The 18,481-nt window shown below is 25.7% G+C and carries 15 protein-coding genes; 14 read left to right on the top strand and 1 reads right to left on the bottom strand.

The features are described from left to right. Positions 1 to 13 precede the first annotated feature (13 nt). Complete coding sequence (locus tag SLITO_RS04015) at positions 14 to 736, top strand: hypothetical protein (RefSeq protein ID WP_075058490.1); 723 nt, start codon at positions 14 to 16, stop codon at positions 734 to 736. Here the strand turns inward: SLITO_RS04015 and SLITO_RS04010 are convergent. After that, entirely contained in the window at positions 722 to 2,554 is a 1,833-nt protein-coding gene (locus tag SLITO_RS04010; RefSeq protein ID WP_075058489.1) for a hypothetical protein, read from the bottom strand. The two genes, SLITO_RS04015 and SLITO_RS04010, sit on opposite strands and share 15 nt — an antisense overlap. Before the next feature lie 233 nt (positions 2,555 to 2,787). Here SLITO_RS04010 and SLITO_RS04005 point away from each other — a divergent pair, with 233 nt between their 5' ends. The 13 genes from SLITO_RS04005 (at position 2,788) to fmt (ending at position 18,466) form a co-directional block, all read left to right on the top strand. Continuing rightward, positions 2,788 to 4,935: an ATP-dependent Clp protease ATP-binding subunit gene (locus SLITO_RS04005; protein ID WP_075058488.1), complete on the top strand. Its 2,148-nt coding sequence runs from the start codon at positions 2,788 to 2,790 to the stop codon at positions 4,933 to 4,935. Between the two features lie 59 nt (positions 4,936 to 4,994). Continuing rightward, positions 4,995 to 6,017, top strand: coding sequence for a heat-inducible transcriptional repressor HrcA (gene hrcA, locus SLITO_RS04000; RefSeq protein ID WP_083433373.1), 1,023 nt, complete (start codon positions 4,995 to 4,997; stop codon positions 6,015 to 6,017). A gap of 2 nt (positions 6,018 to 6,019) precedes the next feature. Continuing rightward, positions 6,020 to 6,658 carry a nucleotide exchange factor GrpE gene (locus tag SLITO_RS03995; protein ID WP_075058486.1) on the top strand — a complete coding sequence of 213 codons (639 nt, stop codon included), beginning with the start codon at positions 6,020 to 6,022 and terminating at the stop codon, positions 6,656 to 6,658. 17 nt (positions 6,659 to 6,675) lie between these two features. Continuing rightward, complete coding sequence (dnaK, locus tag SLITO_RS03990) at positions 6,676 to 8,472, top strand: molecular chaperone DnaK (RefSeq protein WP_075058485.1); 1,797 nt, start codon at positions 6,676 to 6,678, stop codon at positions 8,470 to 8,472. Between the two features lie 57 nt (positions 8,473 to 8,529). Further along, on the top strand, positions 8,530 to 9,678 hold the full coding sequence (locus tag SLITO_RS03985) for a DnaJ C-terminal domain-containing protein (protein WP_075058484.1): 1,149 nt from the start codon (positions 8,530 to 8,532) through the stop codon (positions 9,676 to 9,678). A 112-nt stretch (positions 9,679 to 9,790) separates the two neighbouring features. Next, the gene (locus SLITO_RS03980; RefSeq protein WP_075058483.1) at positions 9,791 to 10,495 is read left to right on the top strand and encodes an ABC transporter ATP-binding protein; all 705 of its coding nucleotides are present in this window, start codon (positions 9,791 to 9,793) and stop codon (positions 10,493 to 10,495) included. After that, positions 10,485 to 11,351 (top strand): ABC transporter permease, encoded by an 867-nt coding sequence (locus SLITO_RS03975; RefSeq protein WP_075058482.1) that lies wholly within the window; start codon positions 10,485 to 10,487, stop codon positions 11,349 to 11,351. Before SLITO_RS03980 ends, SLITO_RS03975 begins: the two co-directional genes overlap by 11 nt. Before the next feature lie 28 nt (positions 11,352 to 11,379). Further along, complete coding sequence (locus SLITO_RS03970; RefSeq protein ID WP_075058481.1) at positions 11,380 to 12,768, top strand: hypothetical protein; 1,389 nt, start codon at positions 11,380 to 11,382, stop codon at positions 12,766 to 12,768. Between the two features lie 9 nt (positions 12,769 to 12,777). Beyond that, positions 12,778 to 13,902 carry a tRNA 2-thiouridine(34) synthase MnmA gene (gene mnmA / locus SLITO_RS03965; RefSeq protein WP_075058835.1) on the top strand — a complete coding sequence of 375 codons (1,125 nt, stop codon included), beginning with the start codon at positions 12,778 to 12,780 and terminating at the stop codon, positions 13,900 to 13,902. A gap of 36 nt (positions 13,903 to 13,938) precedes the next feature. Further along, positions 13,939 to 14,565: a hypothetical protein gene (locus SLITO_RS03960; RefSeq protein WP_144416413.1), complete on the top strand. Its 627-nt coding sequence runs from the start codon at positions 13,939 to 13,941 to the stop codon at positions 14,563 to 14,565. Between the two features lie 83 nt (positions 14,566 to 14,648). Further along, complete coding sequence (locus SLITO_RS03955) at positions 14,649 to 15,422, top strand: hypothetical protein (RefSeq protein WP_075058480.1); 774 nt, start codon at positions 14,649 to 14,651, stop codon at positions 15,420 to 15,422. Between the two features lie 42 nt (positions 15,423 to 15,464). Continuing rightward, positions 15,465 to 17,528, top strand: a complete 2,064-nt coding sequence (locus tag SLITO_RS03950; RefSeq protein WP_075058479.1) for a DUF2779 domain-containing protein — start codon at positions 15,465 to 15,467, stop codon at positions 17,526 to 17,528. Next, the gene (fmt, locus tag SLITO_RS03945; RefSeq protein ID WP_075058478.1) at positions 17,516 to 18,466 is read left to right on the top strand and encodes a methionyl-tRNA formyltransferase; all 951 of its coding nucleotides are present in this window, start codon (positions 17,516 to 17,518) and stop codon (positions 18,464 to 18,466) included. Before SLITO_RS03950 ends, fmt begins: the two co-directional genes overlap by 13 nt. Positions 18,467 to 18,481 lie beyond the last annotated feature (15 nt).

The raw sequence follows: 18,481 nt of genomic DNA, 5'->3' as shown, positions 1-18,481 counted from the left end.
TAGGGGTTTTATTATGGATAAATCACTTCTTATTACTAATGAAACATTTGAAAAAAACTTTAAATTTGATTTAAATGAGATTGATAATAGTTTAATGAATTATTTTATTGGAAAACCAATTTCAAAAATTGAGTTAATACTAAATGAAATTATAGATTATTGTATTGATAAAAAATCATTTAAGTCTTTAGATAATTTTATAAAAAAGTATAAACTCGATGATGATTTATTTCTCAATTATGTATGCAAAATAAAAAATGTAGTTATTAATAATTTTAATTTACTTTTTAAAAACAGTTGATTAGAGTTATTTTTATTAAAGATTTTATTAATTATAAAAGTAAGATATGATCCAAGCATTTGATTTAAAATAAAAAAAGACAAAAAAAAGACCTATTCAATTAAAAATGGATACATCTATTGAGCTAAACTAATTCTCTATTCGTTTGAATTAGAATTAAAACCCAATAATATTTTTAATTTAAATAGATCACAAATTGAAATACTAATGAAACTTAAAAAAATAATAAATGACCTTAGCATAAATAAGACATTAGATTTAAATGAAATAGCTTTTTATAATATTACTCCACTAAAGTACTATTTAATTGAAGCTCAATTAATTTTAAAATATGAAAGCTATAAAAAAACTCTCATCCAATTAACTATAAGCACTTATTTCCAGACACTTATTTTATTTTTGAATGAGAATTATTGTAAATTAAGATTGTTTTAATTTGCTATTTTTATTAATAAATACATTACCTACTAACATTACAATAGATATTCCAACCAATATAGAAATTAATGCTATAAAGGAAGTGATATTAACAGTAACACACATAAAGAATATAATGAACATAATTGCAATTGACAATGAGAATAAAACATTACCAATTAAATGATCTAGTATAAATGCACCATTAATATTTTTTTCATCAATCATTTTTCTATGCAATCTAGTTTGTGTTCTTTTTAATAAAACATAACCAAATCCAATTATGAATTGAGTAAATATTAATAATACTTTATAAATTAAATTTTGATTCTCAAAATTATTAAATGAAAATGCAACTGTAAATGAAAGTAAAATTACAAAAGATATTAAAAATAGAATATTTGATAGTAAGTTTAAAGACTTGCTATTTTTTTCATTTATTTTTATTAAATATGCAAAACCTCTTCCAGCATATTTTAAAAAGTAACCTAATAATAAGTAAACAAATAATTTTTCTTGAAACAATAATAAACCTGCTTGTTTGTTTTCAAATCATATAAAGAATATAAACACCAAACCAAATTCAAAAAACTTATCAATTCCTATAAAAAAGTTTTGGGTAAAGATACTTGCAACAAATTTTTTATTTTTCCAAGCAACACTAAAATCTTCTTTATTAACTTCTAAAACATTTCCTTTATCCATAATATTTTTATTTAAAACAAAAATAAATAGTATTACTAACATTAATACTAAGAAAAATGTTAAGTTGTAAACTGGTTTTGCATATTGTCCAATAACAAAAGGTATTGGTGTTAATAAAAAACATGTTAAAGCTAAAATTTTATTTGTATTAACTTTTTGATTATTTCTAATTCTATAACTTTTTATCATTTCAATATTCATAGGAAGGAAACCTGCTATGAATACACCAAACAATAAAACTCCTACTATTAAAAGACTTAATGCAACATTATAATTTTTTAATATTAAACCCATAAATGCAAGTGTAATTGCAAGGATTAGACCAACACAATTGTGAGTCAAAACAATTTTAGAGTTCGTTTTTTTCTTTAGTTTCGTCCACAATGGTGTAAAAAATAACATTAATAATGGCACTGAAAGTATTATTGATATTAATTTATAATTATATCTTAAACTTATTGCATATGGTATGTATGCGAGAAAACATAATAAAACATTCATTGCTATTATGAGTGAAAGTAACTGTGATATATAGTTACTTTTTTTATTACTATATTTATTCATATTTATTAAAGCCTCATTTTCTAAAAATTCTATATACTTATCATTAACAATTCCTTGATATCTAATTGATATTTTATAAATAATTATTTCTAATTTTTTAAATAATAATATTGGCATAAATAAGTAAACAGTAAACATTACGTGTATTTCTACAACTCTTGATAAATATATTGCTAATGCATTCTGAAGATCGGTTGCTATATATCACAGGACAAACAAGAAACTATCATACAAAACGCTAATAAAAATATAAAGTACAAATATTAACCACCTTTGCTTTAATAACTGCTTTTTAAATGTTGAAAATAATACAAATACAATTAGATTACTTAATAAGTAACTAACTCCATCAAATGCAGGCATTTTATATAAAAAGGACAATAAAGATGTAACAATTGTTATCAAAAAAGATATATCAGTTCTATATATTAAACAAATAACGCCAATTATTAAAAATGATAGTTCCAAGCCTGGTATTAGAAAGAATATTAAATTTAACACTGTAAGAAAAGCAGAAATTAGCGCCGATATCGTAATTTTTAATATTACGTTATGTGTATTATTCACTATATCCTCCTCTAAATTAAATTAAATTAATTTAGAGAAAATAGTGCAAGTTGTTCATACTTTTTATTAAATGTTTCATTTTAACCTCTAATCAAGATATTAACATTTAATTAAAAAAAATGAAAAAAAGAAAAAAAATTAGCACTTAGATATTGACATTGCTAAAAATATTAGTATGATATTAATGTTTAGCAATCAAACAAGTAGAGTGCTAACCAAAGGGAGGTATAAGTATGGATTTTAATCAAAGACCAGATCCGATGAATGATCCTGAGATATTAAATAAATATACAAGGAATCTAACTTTGGATGCTAAAGAGGGAAAAATTGACCCAATTATTGGTAGAGATGATGAAATAATGAGGGTTATAAGGATTCTTAGTAGGAAAACTAAGAACAACCCAGTTCTTATTGGTGAACCAGGTGTTGGTAAAACTGCTATTGCAGAAGGTTTAGCTCAAAGAATTAATAAAGGTGATGTACCAAGTAACTTAAAAAATAAAAAAATACTTGAGTTAGATATGGGAAGTGTAATGGCTGGTGCTAGTTTCTTAGGTGATTATGAAGCTAGAATTAAAGGGATTGTAAATGCCATTCAAAAAGAAAATGGAGAAATAATACTATTTATTGATGAGTTACATTTAATTGTTGGAGCTGGTAAAACTGGTAATGGGGGAGGAATGGATGTTTCAAACTTGTTAAAACCTTCTCTTGCAAGAGGTGGTATTAAAGTTATTGGTGCCACAACTCTTAAAGAATACAGAGAATACATCGAAAAAGATGCTGCCCTTGAAAGAAGATTTCAGAAAGTTGTTGTTAGTGAACCAACAATTGATGAAACAATTTCAATATTAAGAGGTTTAAAAGATAGATTTGAGTCATATCACGGTGTTAGAATTCATGATAGTGCTTTAATTGCTGCTGCAGTTTTAAGTGATAGGTATATTTCAGATAGATTCTTACCCGATAAGGCAATTGATTTAGTAGATGAAGCTAGTGCAACAATTAAAACTGAAATTGCATCTGTACCAACAGAGTTATATCAACTTAATAGAAAAATAATGCAGTTAGAAATTGAAAAAGCTGCTTTATCAAAAGAAGTTGATGAAAAATCTGTTGAACGTTTGAATCAATGTCAAAAAGAATTAGAGTCATTAAAATTAAGACAAAATGAGCTGAATTCAAAATGAGAAAATGAAAAAAACTTACTCGCAGATATTAATAAATATCGCTCAACAATTGACTCATTAAAACTTGAATTAGAAACTTCTAAATCAGAGGGTAAATTTGAAAGAGCTGGAGAAATTCAATACTCACTTTTACCAGCACTGCAAAAACAACTTAATACATCTTTGGACGGTAATAAAGAAAAACTAATATCAGAAGAAGTTTCAGAAGATGAAATTGCTAAAATAATTTCAAAATGAACTGGTATAAAAGTTGAAAACTTAATGGAAACTGAAAAACAAAAACTTCTTCACTTAGGTACAAACATAAGAAGAATGGTTAAAGGTCAAAATCATGCAATTGATTTAGTTGCTGATTCGATTTTAAGAAGTAGAAGTGGTATTAAAGACCCAAACAAACCAATAGGAAGTTTCTTGTTCTTAGGTCCAACAGGAGTTGGTAAGACAGAAGTTGCAAGATCATTGGCAAAAACACTATTTGGTAGTGAAAGAAAAATGATTAGGCTTGATATGTCAGAATATATGGAAAAACAATCAGTCTCTAAATTGATAGGTTCTCCACCAGGTTATGTTGGTTATGAAGAAGGTGGAAGATTAACTGAAGCCGTTAGAAGAGCACCATATTCAATAGTCTTATTTGATGAAGTTGAAAAAGCACACCCCGATGTATTTAACATATTTTTACAAATTTTAGATGATGGTAGAATTACAGATTCACTTGGAAAAATTGTTGATTTCAAAAATACTATTATAATTATGACTTCTAATATTGCATCAGAATACTTAATGAGTACACCAAATGAACTCGTTGACCAAAGCGTAATTGATGAAGAACTTAAAAAATACTTTAGACCAGAATTTGTAAATAGAATTGATAATGTAATTACTTTTAATGCATTATCTAAGGAAATAATAAAAGAAATAATTGTCAAAACATTAGGTGAACTTAAAGAAAGAATTTTAATTAGTAATGATTACATAATTAATTTTACTGATGCCACAATTGATAAAATATTAGAAGAAGGTTATAACAAAGAATATGGTGCTAGACCAATAAAACGATATATCGAAAAGAACTTAGAAACTTTAATAGCTAGAGCAATTGTATCTGAAGAAATTGAACCAAAAAGAAACTATGTTGTGGACGTGCAGAATAACAATTTTGTAATAAGTTCCTCAAATAAATTAAATTAGCACTTGCATATTTAGAGTGCTATTGGTAAACTATGATTGTGTGTTTTTAATGGAGGGTTATGATGCTAACTAAACGTCAAGATCAAATTCTTAAGGCAATAATTGAGGAATACATTAAAACAGCATCTCCAGTTGGTTCTAAAAGAATACATGAAGTAATTCAAATTGAAATTTCACCAGCTACAATTAGAAATGAATCAGCCTTTTTAGAAGAGCAAGGATATATCGAAAAGGCCCATACATCATCAGGAAGAGTTCCTTCAACAAAAGGTTATAGATATTATGTTGATAACCTTATGAAAGTTAACAATTATGATGATATAAAATCAAAAATTGAAAAAATATTTGCAAAAAGAGATTTATCAGTTGATGAAATTTTAGATAAAACTTCTAATTTAATTAGTGAAATGACAAAACTAGCAGCAGTTGTTGTTACTTCAAATGAATTTGAGGATATAACTTTATCAAAAGTTGAATTAATTCAACTAACTCAAAATAAAGCAGCAGTGTTATTTGTGTTGTCAAACGGTCAAATTCAAAACAAAACAATCAATTTAGAACAATTTGCCTTAAAAGATTTGATGATTTCGATAGATTTATTTAATGAAAGATTAGTTAATTCTAAGATTTCTGAAATAGAAACAAAGTCTCAAGTAATAATCCCAATATTAAAAAAACAAGTAAAAAAATATGAGTTTATTCTTCAAACGCTAGTTGGCGCATTGATTCATACAGAATCAAATAAATCTAAAACAAGTGGAGTTAAATACTTATTAGAAAACCCAGAGTTCAATGATCCAAAAAAAATCAAAAGCATTATTGAATTTATTGAAAGTGCTTCACCATTTGCATGGTTCAGTTCTCAAAGTAAAAAAAATTCAAAACCATCTTTTGAAATTGGAAGTGAAACAGGTATTGAAAATGATGACATTGCAGTTGTAAAAACTGATTTTACAACTCAGTCAGGAAGTAAAGCAGCACTTGCTCTAATTGGACCAAAAAGAATTGAGTATGACAAAGTTTCAGATTTATTAGATTGAATCAGTAAAAAAATAAAAAGCAAGTTTTTAGGAGAGGAGTAAATATGGATATAAAAAACAGTAAGGACATTTTCGAACTTATTAATAAGTTAAAGATTAAACTTGAAAAAACCAATTCAATTGATAAAAAAGTTGATAAAAATCATGAAAATGTTGAAAAAAATAAAGATAAAAAAACAGAACAAGTTGAAGAAAAAGATATAAAAAATTTAAGTGATATTGAAAAATTAGAACTCTTCCTTGTTGAATTAATTGAAAAAAATCAAAAATTAGAAGAAGAGAAATTAATGGCTGTAGCAGATAATCAAAATACAGTTAAAAGATTTCAAAATGAGTATGTGCTAGTAAAAAAATATGCCGGAGAAAAGCTAGCCGCAAATATACTACCAGCAATTGATATGTTCAGAAGTGTTTTAAAAACATCTCCTGATAATCCTGAGATAAAAAATTATTTAATGGGTTTTGAAATGATTATTAATCAAATTGACCAAGCATTAACTAATTCAGGAATTTCAATAATTGCTGTAAAAGAAGGTGACGATTTTGATCCTGAAATTCACTCAGCGATCGAACAAATTGAAACTGATAAATATAGTAGTGGTAAAGTTACAAATGTAATTTCAAACGGTTATAAAATGTACGATAGAGTTATTAAACACGCTAATGTTAAAGTAGCAAAATAATATAGGAGGAATTAAGTATGGCAAAAGAAAAAATAATAGGAATAGATTTAGGGACAACTAACTCATGTGTTGCAATTATGGAAGGTGGACAACCAATGGTTCTTGAAAACCCAGAAGGTCAAAGAACAACACCATCAGTTGTAGCATTTAAAAATAACGATATTATTGTTGGAGGGGCTGCAAAAAGACAAGCAGTTACAAATCCAAACACTGCAATCTCAATTAAAAGAGATATGGGTACAAGCAAAAAAACTAAATTAGAAAACAAAGATTATACACCAGAACAAATATCAGCTGAAATTTTAAGATATTTAAAAAAATATGCTGAAGAAAAATTAGGAACAAAGATTAACAAAGCAGTTATTACTGTTCCTGCATATTTCAATGATGCTCAACGTAAAGCGACTAAAGATGCGGGTAAAATTGCAGGATTAGAAGTTGAAAGAATTATAAATGAACCAACAGCTGCTGCACTTGCTTATGGAATTGATAAAAAAGATAAAGAAATGAAAGTTCTTGTTTATGACTTGGGTGGAGGAACTTTCGACGTTTCATTACTTGAATTAGCAGATGGTACTTATGATGTTCTATCAACTTCAGGTGATAATATGCTTGGTGGAGATGATTTTGATAAAAAAATTATGGATTGAATTGCTGAAAAAATTAAAAGTGAAGCAAAAATTGATTTATCAAAAGATAAAATGGCTTTACAAAGATTTAAAGATGAAGCTGAAAAAGCAAAAATTAATTTATCAAGTCAATTAGAAACAGAAATTAACCTTCCATTTATTGCTATGAATGAAAATGGACCAGTTAACTTTTCAACAAAATTATCAAGAGCAGAATTTGAAAAAATGACTAAAGATTTAGTTGAAAGAACAAAAAAACCAGTATTAGATGCATTAGCAGAAGCAAAATTAAAAGCAAGTAATATTGACCAAGTTTTATTGGTTGGTGGTTCAACTAGAATACCTGCAGTTCAAAACCTTGTTAAATCATTATTAGGAAAAGAACCAAATAAAACAATTAACCCCGATGAAGTTGTTGCTATGGGTGCTGCAATTCAAGGTGGAGTTCTTGCAGGTGATGTAACAGATGTATTATTATTAGACGTTACTCCATTGACTTTAGGTATTGAAACAATGGGTGGAGTTATGACACCGTTGATTACAAGAAACACTACAATTCCAACAGAAAAATCACAAGTGTTCTCAACAGCTGCTGATAATCAACCAGCTGTAGATATTAATGTACTACAAGGTGAAAGACCAATGGCTGCTGACAATAAATCATTAGGTCAATTCCAATTAACAGGAATTAAACCAGCTCCAAAAGGTGTACCACAAATTGAAGTTACTTTTAAAATTGATGTTAACGGTATAGTTTCAGTTACTGCAAAAGACAAAGATACAAATGAAGAAAAAACTATAACAATATCAAACTCAGGAAGTTTAAGTGAAGCAGAAATTAATCGTATGGTAAAAGAAGCTGAAGAAAATCATGAAGCTGACGAGAAAAAAAGAAAAAACATTGAGTTAAAAAATAAAGCAGAAAGTTACTTAAATATCATTGAATCATCAATGAGCGAAGCAAAAGATCAAGTAAATGAAGAACAAAAAAAACAATCTGAGGAATTAGCAAAAGAAATTAGAGAATTAATTGCAAAAGAAGATTATGAAGCATTAGATAAAAAAATGACTGAACTTGAACAAGCTATGAAAGCAGCTTCAGAAATGATGACTCAACAAGCTCAAAGTGGTGCAAATAATGAGCAAGAAAAAGTTGAAGATTCTAAAGATGATGAGAAAAAATAGTTAAATTATTAAGAAACAACTTAGGTTGTTTTTTGTTAATAGATTAAGGAGTTTATAATGGCAAAAAAGCGTGATTATTATGAAGTACTAGGTGTGCCTAAAAACGCTACAGAAGATGATATTAAAAAAGCATATCGTAAATTAGCTAAAAAATACCACCCAGATATTTCTAAAGAAGCTGATGCAGAAGAAAAGTTTAAAGAAGCAACAGAAGCTGCAGAAGTTTTATTAGATGATAAAAAAAGAAAAGCCTATGATCAATTTGGACATGATGGTTTAAGTGGATTTGGATCTTCATTTAGTGGATTTGGATCTGGATTTAGTGACTTCTTCTCAAATATGGGTGGAGGAGGAAATGATTTCTTCTCTGACATTTTCTCATCTTTCTTTGGCGGAGGTGGATCTGGGTTTTCATCAGGTTCAAGAAGTTCAAATTCACACTCTAGCAGGGCTAAGGATATAATTTTAGAAATTAATTTATCTATTAGTGAACTATTAAATGGTGTTGATAAAGAAGTAAATTTAGATCTTGTTTGTGAGTGTGAAAAATGTAATGGAATTGGTGCAGCTTCAAAATCTGACATTACAACTTGTGACGTATGTAAAGGTCAAGGGGTTGTTGCTGTTGTTCAAGATATGGGAATTGCAAAATTCCAAACACAACAAACTTGTCCAAAGTGTAAAGGTGAAGGTCAAATAATTAAAAATCCTTGCAAAGAATGTAAAGGTGATGGTTGTTATGTAAAAAATAAAACAATTAAAATACCAATACCAAAAGGATTGACACCAGGACAACAAATTGTTATGAGAAATGTTGGAAACTATTCAACAAAATCTAAAGCAAAAGGCAATGTTTATGTAAACATTGAGTTAAAAGCTTCAAAAAAATTATCAATAATAAATGAGTATGATATAAAATTCAAATTTGATGTTAGTTATTTAGATGCACTATTATGTAATGAAATAAAATTTGATACACTTGATGGTGAAAAAACTGTAAAAATTCCAAAAGGGCTAAAAAATGGAGATGTACTTACATTAAAAAATCTTGGTCTATATAAAGGGGTAAAAAGTTCACATCGTGGTAACTTGTTGCTTTATGTTAATATTGTAATTCCTGATGAAATCACATCATCTGAAAAAGCGGCATTTGAATTATTAAAAAAAGAATCAAAATTTAAAATTGATAATAATATAAAAGAATAAAATCAAATTTAATTTGATTTTTTTATTTAAATATTATTATTTGTAAACTTTTAATAGCCTATAATTTCACTTTTGTTAGTCCAAAAATGTTAAAATAATAAAAGGAGATTTTATGAAACTGATTGAAATAAAAAACTTAACTAAAAGTTATAAAAATAAAACAATTTTAGATAATATTTCTTTAGATATCAACGAAGGTGAAGCCGTTGCAATTCTAGGTAAAAATGGTGCTGGTAAAACAACATTAGTAGAAATAATTGCCAACATTTCAAAACCTACAAAAGGTAATGTAAAAATAAATATTGATAAAGATTTAAAAAAAGAAATTGGAATTCAATTTCAAGAAGGCAATTGGCCTTCTGGCTTGTGTGCTAAAGATATAATAGAATTCTATTTAACTGTTTTTCCAAATTTTACAAAAGAAAAGTTTGAAGAATTAGATAGTACATTTGAAATTAAAGACTTTTTTAAAACTCCTTTAAATAAATTAAGTGGTGGTCAAAAGCAAAGATTTAATGCTTTATTGTCGATAATTAATGACCCAAAAATTATAATCCTAGATGAATTAACAACTGGTTTAGATATGGAATTACAATTTAAAATTCTAGAATTTTTTAAAAACAAAGTTTCAAACAAGCAAACTCTTTTAATTGTTTCGCATCATCCTGAGGAAATAGATAAATTATGTAGTAGGGTTATTATTATTGATAATAAAATAGTTTTAATGGATAAAAGTATTGAAGATATAAGAAAAGAATATAAAACTGTAAGAGATTTAATGGAAAAATTTTATAAAGGTGAACTTAATGAAAAATAAATCTAAAAAAGAAGAAATAAGTTTTTCAATAAAACAAAATATGCTTGTTTTTACACAATTATTTAAATTAGTAGGTAAATCATTTTATAAAAATATGAGAGGTCCATTATTTACGTATATAATTCCAATATTTTTTACAACATTATTCTATTTTCTATTTTCTAGTAGTTATAGTTCAAAAGGAACTGCAATCCTAGGATATGTTGCACTACCTTGTTTAACAATATTGACTTCACTATCATCTTCAATTGTGGAATGAAAAAACTCAATTTTTTTAAAAAGAGTAGACACAACAGGAATAAGTAAAAAAAGTTTTGTTTTATGTATTTGAGTTTTTTATTTTTTGGTTGGTTGATCTGGGGTTCTTGTTGAACTTGTTGCAGGAATAGCGATTGGTCAAAATGATGTTCTAGAATTATACAAAAACATGAATTGAGGGTATTTTATTCTAGCGATAAGCTTAATTAACTTAATGACTATTGGTATAGCTACATTGATTGGTGGTAACTTAAGTGATTCGGGTGCTAATGAAGGTATTTCAATGATAATATACTTTATTTGCATATTTTTTTCAGGTATAATGCTCGATCCTAGATTATATGAAACTAGTGAGGGAATTAGAATTTTTACATATTTTATACCTTTAAAATATCCAGTTTCATTACTATTATTTTCACAATATAAAAAAGGTGATTGAAATTCTGCTGGGTTTAATACGGGTAGGTGAGATGATAATCAACCAATTACATTTGCTGATTTTACAAGTACTTGACAACCAGTTGTAGGCTCTCTATTGATAATTGTATTTTTATTTGTTATAACTTCATTAACATTTAAATGACATAAAAAAAGATAATTTTTGAATAAAGTAGGTGAATAATATAATGTCTGACAAAATTAAAGTGTTAAAAATAGTAAGAGAAGACTATGATGGAGTTCGTGAAGACGATAGTTATGATGATGACAAATTTTGATTTGAAGAAGATACAAACATAACTGCAACAGTTGACTTTGATAGAACAATTGATATTAATGAAATTGATAAAATAAGTAAAAATAATAAAATATCACTTATCCAAAATCCGAATTCTAATTTTTTTAGACCAACGGAAAAAACTTTTACTTTTAATAAATTTGATCTTCAAAAACCAAAATATGAAACATTTAGTATATTAGATAAAAGTTCTCAGCACAAACAATCAAGAATAAGAGAAGAAATTATTAATTTAAGAAGAGCTACTTATGAACAAGAACAAATTGATAAAGAAAATTTATTAAATAAACTAAATGTAGACTTAAAATTACAAGATAATTTCAAAAATTATAAACTAGCAGATGAGCAAACAAAAAATGATCAAAAATTATATGATAAATTAGCAACTCAAAATTTATATTCTAGTAATGAATTTGAAAAAGAACAAAAAAGTCTATTTAAAAAAGATAAAACAGTGACAATGGATAAAGTTTCTGATAACGAAAAAACTGATAAAAAAGAAAATACTGAAAATACAACAATTATTAACATGGATGAAATTAAAAATAACTTCTCAAAAATGAGGACAAAATTACGTTCAGATTTTCAAAAATCTAGATTCAAAACATTTCTTCATGATAAAGACTTCACAAAAGACAAAACAGCATTTGAAGAATTTAAAAAACAAAATAATACCCAAGTTTTTTCAGAAAATATGACAAAAGAAGATCAGGATTTTTTTAGTGACTTACAAAAGAGTTTTGGTAAGTTTTATGACAAATTAAGTGAAGATTCATCTGAAACAAATAATGATAAAAAGGTAAATAATGAATCTGAACCAGTAGTTAAGGAAAACTTTGAAGAAAATGTTGAAATAAAACCCCAAAAACAAAATGAGTCAGTAAATCAAACAATTAACGTTACAAAATTAGAAGATATTGATTCTGAAATACCAGGATTAAATAAAAAGAAAAAAGGACGTACACCGATAACAAATGACTACGAGTATACAGTTAGTGACACTTTAGATGATTTTAATAAAGTGTTAAACAACTATAGTTCTAAACAAGAACTAAAAGATCAAATAAAATCTATGTTTGAAAATAAATCATCAGACACTACACAATTATTAAGTAGTATTGTTCAAAAAGCAAAAAAAATTAAAAATGATGAAACTCAAAAAGAAATTATTCAATTTAGCGATTTTGAAAGTTTACTCGATGACCAAAAATATGTTAAAAGCATTGCAAAAATAGCAAAAAAAGAAAAAAAAAGATTAAAAAAAGAAACTAAAAAATAGGTGATTAATATTAAAAAAAAGGTTATTGTTGGATTAAGTGGAGGAGTAGATTCAGCGGTTGCTGTAAAGTTACTTCAAGATGAAGGTTATTTAGTTGAAGCTTTATTTATGCGCAATTGGGATAGCAATCTAAACAACGATATTTTAGGAAATAATTTAAAGGGTGAAGTTTGCCCTCAAGAAATTGATTATAATGATGCTTTACAAGTTGCTAATCAGTTAAATGTAAAATTACATAGAGTTGATTTTATTAAAGAATACTGAGATTTAGTTTTTAAATATTTTATTGAAGAATATAAAAAAGGGCGTACTCCTAATCCAGATATTTTGTGTAATAAGTTTATAAAATTTAATATGTTTTTAAATTATGCAATCAAAAATCTTGGTGCTGATTATATTGCGATGGGTCATTATGCTGGTGTCATTTATAATTCAGAAAAAAAAGAGTATCAATTATTAAAAGCAAAGGATATTGATAAAGATCAATCATACTTTTTATCAGACTTGAATCAATATCAATTATCTAAAACACTATTTCCACTTTACAATTATCTAAAGACCAAAATAAGAGAAATAGCACATGAAAACAAACTTGTAGTAGCTCAAAAAAAAGATTCAACTGGGATTTGTTTCATTGGGGAAAGAAATTTTACAAAATTTCTTCAAAATTATATTCCAAATATGCCTGGAGATATAATTGATATTGAAACAAACAAAGTTTTAGGAAAGCATATTGGTATAATGTATTATACAATAGGTCAAAGAAAAGGATTGAATTTGGGTGGTAATAAAGAACCTTATTATGTAGCGAAAAAAGATATAGAAAATAAAATATTGTATGTTTCTTGTTTAAGTGAGCAAAAATATTTATATTCTAAAAAATGTATAGTTAAAAATTTTAATTGAATCATAAACTTTCAAAATAATTTTGGTGCTGATAAATTAAATTGTAATGCGAAGTTTAGATATCGACAAGAAGATGTAAATGTATATGTTAAAATTTTAAGTGGAACAAACGATATAGAAATTTATTTTACAGAACCTTTGAGAGCAATTACAGAAGGTCAACAAGCAGTACTTTACTTAAATGAAGTTTGTCTTGGTGGTGGTGTAATTGATAGTGTTTTTAGCTAATTTATTGTAAAATTATATATATTAAGGAGAAGATTTATGAGTAGCGAATTAATGACCCCAGTTATTATTGGTGTGGTAATAGTAATAGTTTTGGTTTTTATTGTAATTTCATCAATAACAAGTAAGAAAGCTCAAAAAGTAGAGCAACAAAAGCGTAAAAAAATTGTACGTGAAGAAATAAAAAGTTATCTTTCAAAAACAAATAATTTAAAAAATATTAAATTAGAATATGAAAAAGTATATGCACGTAAAGGACCTGAGTATAAGTATAGAGACGTATTTGATGTGGTTGTAAACATTTACGAAGCTAAGACAAACTCTTTAATGACAACACGTTCTTTTGAAGTTGAAGGAATAACAACAAAAGAAGGTAAGAAAAACTATACAACTGCTTGACAAGTTAATAAAGAACTTGAACTAGAAGACACTAGAAAAAGAATTGCTATAGCAGAAAAACAAGTTAAATTAACAAAAGAAGAAAAAAAAGTTCTAAAAGATGAAGAAAAGATTCGATTAATAGAACAAAAAAATCAAATGAAAAATGAAATTAAAAACCTTAAGACTGAAAAAGAAAAACAAAAAAAAGATGTTAATGCAACAAACCAAATTGATAAGGCATTAAAAGAAACTACTGTTAAGTTTGTACCTAGAAGAAATAAATAATTGATTTTATAGAACTCTTTTATATTTAAATTTAAAAGAGTTTTTTATTTTTTATAGTAGTAAAATCATTTTGAGGTGAAATAATGAAAAACTTTGAAAAAGTTAAATATTTGCTATTATCAGTTTTAATATTGAGCATAATAGCAATATTTAGTAATGTTTTTTTTGGTTATCTTGTTGATGCAACTCTATTAAATGAAGCAATTAATCAAGGAGAAAAAACAATTAAGTATGTAATATCAATTACATTTGATACTCTTTGCATATTAATGTTAATTGCAGCAATAATGGTTTGATTTTTTTATTGCAAAACTAAAAAACAAAATTTATTTTTAATATTTTGTAGTTTATCTTCAATTGGTTCAACATTAAATCTTGCTTTAATGTACTATATAAACCAAGATGTTAATGTAATTAAAATATTACTTGGATTATCAATTCTTGTAATTAATTGCATTTCTTTGATGAGAGTGTACTTAATAAGTCAACCTCAAAATAAAGAGGATGTTATTTGTAATGTAAATTTAATGTTTAAATTTTCTTCTCTTGTATTAATTTTTGTACCAATATTAGTAATTGTCAACGAAATATTATTTATTTATCGAAACAATCAAGGTAATTGAAATGTATTAAAATCAGTAATTTATATTGTATTATCTATTATTTTAATTACTTTATTATTTAGCTATATTTTTTATAAAAATATACTTACATTAATTGCTTCTTGAGCAATTACTTTATCAATGTTGTTAATAAATCCAATTATATTTATTTTAGTAGTTTGTGCTTCAATATTCATTATATTTTCAATTACAAGTATGATGAAAATTAAATTGAGCAATGTAAATAGTAATTAAAATTATTTTAAATATTTATATTTTAAATAAGTAGAAAGTTTTATGAAAAGAAAAATATCAAAAGAAGACTTTAAAGTATATTTAAATGAGTGCCCCAAAATTGCATGAATTTTTTACTCTGAAAAAAATTTAAATATAACAAAAACATATTTAAATAATGAACTAATTGTAATTCATGGAATAACTGATGATGATCTTGATGAAGATATTGATACTACAAAATTTAGTTTTTTAGATGTATATAATAAATACTATAAGGATAAAAATTCAATCTTAGACTATGATATAGAAGCTTTAATAAATGAAAATGAAGAAAATGATATTGGTGTTCAAAATTTAACACCATTAAATGAAACTGTTGAGGATGGCCTTTCAGTTGGAAATGCTGCGATTGAGTATTATAAATCTAAGTTAGAAGCATATAATCAAAAAAACAATACAAACAAAAAAATTTATGATTTTAGTAGTTTTAACTTTGTTAAAAGTTTAGAAAAAACAAAAGAAATAATTAAAGATGATAATTATTTATATTTATTTGAACCATCATTTGAATTTGATAATCGATTTAGGGTTAAGTGTGATGTGCTTATCAACAAGGGTAATAACCATTTTGTGATTGTTGAATTTAAAGCATCAACAAAATCCAATTTAGAATATTTTTATGATGTAATTTATCAAAAATATGTTTTAGAAAAAAATGGATTTATAATTGATGATGTCTATATTGGACTTATTAATCCAGAATATATAAAAGGAAGTATTCAAGAAAAAACCCCATTAAGTGAAAGATTTGATGAGCAAAAATACTATTGTCCAGATTACTATGAAATTATTGAACCGAAGTTAAAATCGTATAAAATAGAAGAAAAATATATTGATAGTGATATTGACTATGATAGATTAATCAAAACAGTAAATTATCTTGAATCATCAAAATCATATCCAGACTTCATTGACATTTATAATAATATATTTGGTGAAAAAAATAAATTAAATTTAGATAAAATTTTTGAAGACATGGAAAATGATTTCAATAATGAAAGATTTTTATTAGAACCTGAATGTAAAAAATTAAAATATGATTATAAAGAAATTGATGCGAGTTTTAAAAGAAGCTATTGCCACCACGTTGTAAGTTGATATGATCAAAATGACTACAGTATATATGACTTTACTAGGTTTAAGAAAAAAGCTGCTTTACTTTATAACGAATTTGGTAATGAAGTTGATATAAAAAATATAGTCAACCCAGAATCTAAAAATTACTTTGTTGATGGTAAACAAATATTTAAAGATGATGAAATAAGATTAATAAAAGTGATTCAGTCTAAAATAAATAATAATCCAAACTGGTCTAATTTAATAGTTGATAGAAACAGATTAAATTTAGTTATGAAACTACTTAGTGATTACTTAGATACACCAGTTTATATGTATGATTTTGAAACTGTTAAATGAGCAATTCCAAAATATAATAATTCTTTTTCTTATCAACAAATACCTTTTCAATACTCAATTCATACACTAATATCTCATGATTTTGACTATAAAACTTTAAAAAAAATTGAACATAGAAATTTTATTGCTAATGAACAAAAAGATCCAAGAATAAAGTTTTTAAATAATTTCATTAGAGATTGTTTTGAATTTGGACCAGGTGTTTATGTGGCTTATAATAAATCTTTTGAAAGAACAGTTTTAAAAAATGCAATAATACAGTTTCCAGAAGTTGCAGAACCATTAAAATATATTTACTCTAATACTATTGATTTAATGGAATTCTTTAAAAGAAAAAAAACCAACTGATTAATATATCACCCTGATTTTAAAGGTTCATACTCAATTAAAAAAACACAACCTGTTATGGCACCAGATCTTTCTTATAAAGATTTAGTTATTAATAAAGGTGATAATGCAAGTAAAATTTTTAGACAATATTTAGATGATTACATTTCACACCAAGAATTTGAAAAATTTTTAAAGCAAGATATGTTGAAGTATTGTGATCGCGATACGTTAGCGATGGTTGCATTACTACAAAGAATTTTTGACTATGCAAGTAAATATATTGAAATTAAAGAAGGGAGAATAATGTGCAGAAAATAATTTATTGTGGTACACCAAGTATTTCGTTAAAACCTCTTAAAGCACTAGAAGACATGGGGTTTAAAATTTGTGCTATTATCACACAACCAGATAATAATTTTGGCAGACAAAAAAACAGTAACATATCTCCAATAAAACAATATGCTATTGAAAATGGATATTCTTATTATCAGCCAAATAAAATAATTGATATAAAAAATGAATTAGAGTCCATTGAAGCAGATTATTTAATTACTTGTGCTTATGGTCAATTTATTCCTGACTCAGTCCTTAATTTATTTAAAAATTGTATTAATGTTCATGCAAGCTTATTGCCTAAATACAGAGGTGGTAGTCCAGTTCAATTTGCTTTAATGAATGGTGATAAAGAAACTGGAATTTCATTAATGCAAATGGTTAAAAAAATGGATGCAGGCGATGTGTATGTTCAAAAATCAATACCGATTGATATTAATGATGATAATGGTAGCTTATTTGATAAACTAGGAAATTTAGCGTATGAAATTGTTAAAGAAAATATTATTGAAATATTTAATAATAATATTGAACCAGTTAAACAAGATGAGAATCATGTAACATTTGCACTAAATTTAAAAAATGACGAGGAAAAAATTAATTGAGATCAAGAAGATGAAAAAATACATAATTTTGTAAGAGCTTTATCTCCAAATCCCATTGCTTTTACTTATTTAGATAATGAAAGAATTAAAATTAAAAAAACCTCATTAATGGATGAAAATGATTTTGTTATTATTCCACTTAAAATGTTTTTTCCAGGAGAAATAGCTGTAATTGATAAAAAAGGAATTGTAGTTGCTACTAAAACAAAGTTTATAAGAATACTTGAAATCCAAAGGCAAGGAAAAAAAATGCTTCCCGCTTCAACATATTACAACCAAAAAAATGGGTTTATAAAACCTGGTATGATATTTAAATAATATTTTTTTTATATA

The sequence above is a fragment of the Spiroplasma litorale genome (assembly GCF_001267155.1).
GTDB classification, from domain to species: Bacteria; Bacillota_I; Bacilli_A; order Mycoplasmatales; family Mycoplasmataceae; genus Spiroplasma_A; species Spiroplasma_A litorale.
The sequence above is the reverse complement of the archived record's forward strand: the minus strand, read 5'-3'. Positions and strand labels throughout refer to the sequence as shown.